This window comes from Chitinophaga varians (assembly GCF_014529945.1).
Lineage (GTDB): Bacteria > Bacteroidota > Bacteroidia > Chitinophagales > Chitinophagaceae > Chitinophaga > Chitinophaga varians.
Genome location: NZ_JACVFB010000014.1, coordinates 1 through 5,141, shown reverse-complemented (window position 1 = coordinate 5,141; position 5,141 = coordinate 1). Strand labels below are relative to the sequence as shown.

Below are 5,141 nucleotides of genomic sequence, written 5' to 3'. Positions count from 1 at the left end.
GTACACCTGTTGCTCCAGCATGGCCTGCGACAAAGTATTCGGCGCGGTGATGCCATTGGTTTTACCATCCTGGTTCACGCCCCAGCCGCGGATAACACCATAGATATGGTCATGGTCCCTTTCTGCATCTTCCAGCCGCTTTAACATGATCACGCCCACGCCTTCTCCGGGCACAAAACCATTCGCCCGCTGATCGAAGGTGAAGCAGCGCCCATCGGGCGACAGCATTCCTGACTGTGCACTCATGATATGCATGGACGGCGTCGCCATCACATATACACCACCTGCCAGCGCCAGATTGCTGCTGCCATTGAGCAGACTGTCGCAGGCATGGGAGATCGCTACCAGCGAAGAGGAACAGGCGGTATCAACAGAGATGCAGGGTCCCTGTAAATTCAGAAAATAAGAAATGCGCGCCGCCAGAATAGAGCTGGCCGCACCAGTGAAACCATAAGCGCTCAACTGATGCTCCTGTGATTGCTGGAGATAATCTCCCGCTGCACACCCCACAAAGACGCCACATTTACTGCCTGACAGCTGTTGCGGGTTGTATCCCGCATGTTCCACCGCATGCCAGCAGGTCTGTAAAAACAGGCGTTGCTGTGGGTCCATGCTCTCTGCTTCCGTGGGAGAAATATTGAAAAATAACGGATCGAACAGGTCGTATTCTTCCAGTGCCCCCATCCATTTGCTATACGTCTTTCCGGCAGTGGCCTCGCCTTCCTGGTAGTATTGTTGTATGTTCCAGCGTTTGGCCGGCACTTCCACGATACTGTTTTTACCATGGGCGATGTTCTCCCAGAATGCCGTGATATCCTTAGCGCCCGGAAACTGGCCAGCCATGCCTACCACCGCAATGGGTTGTGAAGAGTAGGTCGGCTGTGCCGCCACAGGAGCGCTCCATGCTGACTGACGGCGCCAGGAGGTCAGCTTCTTTGCTGCTGTTATGTCCGGTAGAATTTTCGGGACTGGCGTCTTCGGGACTTCTACCGGAGCCGAAACCGGAGCCGGTGCCACAGGCGTGCTGACAAGGGTCCCTGCCTTCTCCGCTTCTTCTTTCACATGGCCGCTCAGTTGTGCTATCGTGGAATAGGTATATACAACGGTGGCCTGGATGGAGGTCTGGTATTTATCGTTGATCTTCCGGATGAAGGTAACGCCGGTGATGGAGTCCAGCCCCAGGTCAACAAACTGCGTATGTTCATCCACTTCGTCTTCCTGCAGTTGCAGTTCCTGCGCCAGCAGGGCCCTGAGTCCGGAAATAACCTCCGGCAGCACGGCCACATCCTGCTGCGGAGTAGCAGATACCGGCTGTTGTACCGCCACCGGTTGCCCCGGCGTGTACCCCTCTGCGTTATAAAAGTGGTGTTCAATCTGTTGTAAAGTATCCGTACGGCCAACGAAAGTCTGTTCGTGCATGGCCAGTTCAAGGCGGCAGGCCTCTTCCAGCCGGGCAGCCAGGCCGCTCGTCAGCTGTTGTTTGAGTGCCACCAGGCTGCTGCGCGGATGCTGCGCGATTTGCTCCGCTAACCTGAAAGCTTCGGCCATCACTTCTTTCCGCGGCAATACCGGGAGCGACAAACCGCTGCTGCGTAATTCGCTGCCCGTGTATTCCCTGGCGGTGAACAGTGTCTCGCGGGAGAGATCATATCCTGTTTTATACGGGAAGATGAAAGTAGCGCCTGCGCCAGGGGTAAAACCATAACGCATATACGGACTTACATAATGACTTTCTTCACTGAACAGGATGATATCCGCGAACATGCCCATAGACCAGCCAGCGCCGATACCATGGCCCTGCATGGCCGCAATAACCGGGACGCTGCAATCCAACGCCAGCTGGAAGATACGTGTATCTGTAAATTTCGCTTTCCCCTCCTGGATGGCCAGCAGACTCTCTTTGGTACCGCCGGAAGCAAAATAATTATCGTAGCCCGTCAGGACCACCACCTTATAGACAGGGTTGGCTGCGATATGGGCAAACACTTCGCGAATGCCTTCAATAAATGCTTCAGAAAACATGTTCTTCGCCTCTCTGTCCTCCATCCTCACTTCTACGATGCCCGCCGGATGTACCGTGGCACGAACAACGTTTGACCTGAGTACAACAGGCTCCGGTAATGCCACGATAGGCTCTTCCTGTACCGCTGGCCAGGAAGGCAACTGCAACATCTTTTCGTGGATAAAGGCGGCCCTTTCCTTTTTCCGGTCCCCGATGGCCGTCAATGGCCAGCGGCTCCGGGAAACAGCCAGCGCCAGCGCTTTCGCCAGCACTGTTTCTTTACCGGCAACAGTTACCATTGGGGTTAACCGCCGCAGGGCTGCACCGGTATAGGTTCCGCCGGTCAGCATGATTTCCTGTCCGGCATAACGGCCAATGGTATACGAAAAGATCATGACTGCCCGTTGCGCCAGTGCGGGCACTTGCAAAAGGCCAGACAGTGTATAAGCACCGGCTTCATGGTAAACGCAGGCATCGCAATACTGGCTGACTAACCAACCGGCCGCACCGGCATTGGCTTCCAGGGCGGCAATCACCGGAACAGCGGATGTCAGCAAGAGGTCTGTCAGCGCCAGCATGGCTGTCGCCTCTGTAGTGATATCCGGTACGGATATAAATTCAGTATCATCGCTGCGAAGCACGATAGCTTTACAGACCGCCCCCTCGTTTACCTGTGTCATCACCGCTGTCAGGGCAGCTACCATGTCTTTCAAACTATATTTTTTCCTGCGGGCAGGCAGATGGATGGTCAGTATACCCGCCGCGTCACTTTCCAGCTTCAGTAGTTTGGAATGGGAAACAATGTCGGCTATGTCACCAGTCGGTTCGGCCGCGGTCTCCATTAACGCTACCGTCGTTAGCCTTTCCGTCAGCAAGGCCATGTCACGGCCCAGGTGCTGCTTCAACAAACGCAGCGCCTCCCCAGGCTTCGACGCCAGATCTGACGCCAGTTCCTTTGCATAGGCTGTCACATCTGAAACCGGCATGACGGGGCAATTTGCTTCTACTGCAGACAGATCAAATTCATCTCCGAAACGCTCCCGCAACAACACTTCTTCTGCCATCGTGGGATACAGTCCCGCTTCGGGATCTGCGTAGTAATATTTGTGTTCCTGGCTGCCTATCATAAAATCACACAGCACGGCTGCCAGGAAGCCCGCCCCTGTTGCACGGCCGGTCATGGCAGCCATCACAGGATAAGGAAAAGCAACGATCGTACGATAGAGCTGCTGGCTGATGGCTTCATTATAAGCCTCTCTTCCACCCTCGAGAAATACGTCACTGTTTCCCTCCAGTAGCAGGACTTTCAACGAAGACTGCTGTTGTGCGTACAGCAGCGCCTGTTTCAGTTGCATGATCAGCTCGCGGGAAAGATAACTATCAGTAAGCCTGATGGCATATACGCCGTTGCCATGGTCCAATAAACTCACCACAGCTGCTGCCGGCGTGTTGACGCTGGCAGCAGACAGGCTCACCGTCCCTTTTTCGGCCACTACCCGGTTGAAGGCTAAGGCGGCGGGTGCCACTAAAGAAATATTACCAGGCTTTTTCAGACTGGCCGATTGGAAAGGCAGTACAGTCGCGGTTACGGTACCGGGTATACGAACCTGTTTGGGTTCGGGTGCAGCAGGTGGCGCAACATATACATGCTGTACAACTGACTGTATCATCACTTTCGGAACACGCTCCCCGAAATACACGCCCAGCAACTGTACACAGATATTCCCCTCCCCGTCGCACAGGTCGATGTCTACACCATTCGCCGCATGACGCGCCCAGGCAAACATCTCCTGTGGGCAGTCACGGAAGATGCGTACTGTATCTACAACATCAAACCGTAACGGCCGGCTTAAGGCTGTCACCAACGCAATACCCGCCTGCAACGCGCCTTCCATCATCACGGGATGCAGCATATAACCCGCATGGCCGGCAACCGCCGCCGGCAGCTTCAATTGTGCCAGCAGTTCCTCTTCTCCGCGATGGATAACCACAACAGCCTGGTACGCCGGGCCATAGCTCAAAGCTGCATACAGCTCATCGGCCTGTAACAGCGCTCCGGTCATCCGCCTTTTTAACTGCGCTATATCCAGTTTTGCCGGTGATGATTTTGCGGTGATGGTGATATGCCCCTGACAGCATACGGTATCCGTATCTCCGCCAGGACTATAAATTTCAAAGTCAACAGTGGTGGTATTTTTAGCCAACAAAGCGATATTCACTTCCCGGGCTTCGTTCAGCAACAACGATTCACCCCAGGTCATCCCCTGTATTTCCAGCTGCCGGGTGGCCGCCTGCGGCAACGCCTGGTAAACAGCTGCCCGCACCATCTCCGGAAAAACAGCAGCCGGCAATATCCTCGCGGATGTCGGTAAAGCATACCCGGAGATAAAAAATTCATCGCCCGTAAAAGTGGCACTGTAGCCCTGTTCCTGCAAATGGGAGATGTTCCGGTGCAATAATGGATGCAACACGGACAGGGATACACGATCTTCCCGCTCTTTGGTGGCAACTGCCGCCCAGTAACGCTCTTTAGCAAAAGGATATACCGGCAGGCTTATCAACGCAGGCGTAACATTGCCGTACAACCTGCGCCAGTCGATGGTATGCCCCTGCACCCATGCTTCGATCAGTGGTGATAATTGCTGGTAATCCGGAGATATCTCAGTAAAGTGCTGCTCCCGTTTCACCTGGCCCCGGTATATACCAGCTACCGTTTCACCATGGAGATAGCCCTGCAGTTTGGCGGTCAGTTCATCCGGTGAACTAACGACTACGCCCATACGCTCATCCATCGCTTCTCTGCCAACCTGTAAAGTATAAGCCAGCGAAGCCAGGTCCGGCGGCCTGTTCTCCTGTGCGGCCGTATGGATAAACTGTACCAGCTCTTGTACCTTTTGTTGCAGCTGCGCCGCCGTCCGGGCAGACAACGGAACAATAACCGCCCCGGAAGGTGATGCAGCGCGCGACGGCGCAACGTATTCCTGTAGAATGATATGGGCGTTAGAGCCGCCGGCACCAAAGGAGGACTCCCCTGCGATACGCGGAACTGTCATACCATTGATAACAGGTTGTTCCCAGCTTCTCAGCGTCTGGTTCACCACAAAAGGTGTCTGCTCAAAATCGATATGCGGGTTCAATT

1 protein-coding gene is annotated in these 5,141 nt (G+C 54.6%); it reads right to left on the bottom strand.

The features are described from left to right. The coding region (locus tag ICL55_RS34810; RefSeq protein WP_188106680.1) for a polyketide synthase at positions 1-5,141 on the bottom strand (5,141 nt) is incomplete at both ends.